The sequence below is a fragment of the Phytoactinopolyspora endophytica genome (assembly GCF_004138495.1).
In the GTDB taxonomy this organism is placed as follows: domain Bacteria; phylum Actinomycetota; class Actinomycetes; order Jiangellales; family Jiangellaceae; genus Phytoactinopolyspora; species Phytoactinopolyspora endophytica.
The window spans coordinates 73,478-74,383 of the sequence record NZ_ML142863.1; the positions used below are offsets into that span (position 1 = coordinate 73,478).

At 66.6% G+C, this 906-nt stretch carries 2 protein-coding genes; both read right to left on the reverse strand.

All coding sequences use genetic code 11. The annotated features are described in order from the left end of the window. Positions 1 to 310, reverse strand: a 310-nt coding sequence (locus tag ELR45_RS35770) for an ArsR/SmtB family transcription factor (RefSeq protein ID WP_165368076.1), incomplete at its 3' end; no start/stop codon positions are given. A gap of 115 nt (positions 311 to 425) precedes the next feature. Next, a partial coding sequence (locus ELR45_RS24595) for an amidohydrolase family protein (RefSeq protein ID WP_165368077.1) occupies positions 426 to 906 on the reverse strand: 481 nt, incomplete at its 5' end.

Below are 906 nucleotides of genomic sequence, written 5' to 3' on the forward strand. Positions count from 1 at the left end.
CGACGGCGACCTCCGTTGCCGCCTGAATCGAGGCCGGGTCGTCATAATCCGGGCTGGTCTGCATGGCCCGGGTGACCAGCCGCCAAGGCCTGTCCCGCCCACGCTGCTCACCACGCTCGATGAAGCCGTATTTCGCCAACATGCGCAGGTGGAAGGAGCAACTGGCCACACTCTGCCCTACAAGCTCGGCGCACCGGGTCGCGGTCGCCTCGCCTTCGACCCTCAGCGCGTCCAGCAGCTCATTCCGGACCGGATGCGCCAGCGCGCGCAAGCGCTGCGGGTCGGTGATTCGTAGCGGCTTATCGTTCATGATGCTAAAGATACCTTGTTAAAGAACTCTTTAGCAATACATCTTTAGCATTTCTCAGATGCCATGGAGGACGACGTGCGGGCCGGCTCAGCGTCTGCGGCGAAGAAACCCTGGCTCACACGACGACGCGGCCGCGCAGGATGACGCGGACCGGATCCAGCAGCGTCTCCGGCTGTACACGTGGATCGGCGGCATACACGCACAGGTCCGCCGCCGAACCCTCTTCCAACAAGCCGCTGCCGCCCAACAGATACGCGCGGGCTTTCCAGGACGCCGCGGCCACCGACTCCGCGGCCGGGATCCCGGCGGCGACGAACTCCAGCACTTCCCGGGCGAGCAGCCCGTGCGGCATGTAGCCGCCGGCGTCGGTACCCGTGAAGACCGGAACCCCCGCCTCGTACGCGCTGCGCACGGTCCGATACCGCCGGCCGTGCAGTGCGCGCATGTGGTCCGCGTAGGCCGGGAACTTCGCCGCGCCCTGGTCGGCGAATGAAGGGAAGTTCGCGATGTTGACCAGCGTCGGCACCATCGAGACACCGCGCTCGGCCATGACCGCGATCAGATCCTCGGACAGCCCGGTGCCGTGCTCGATGCCG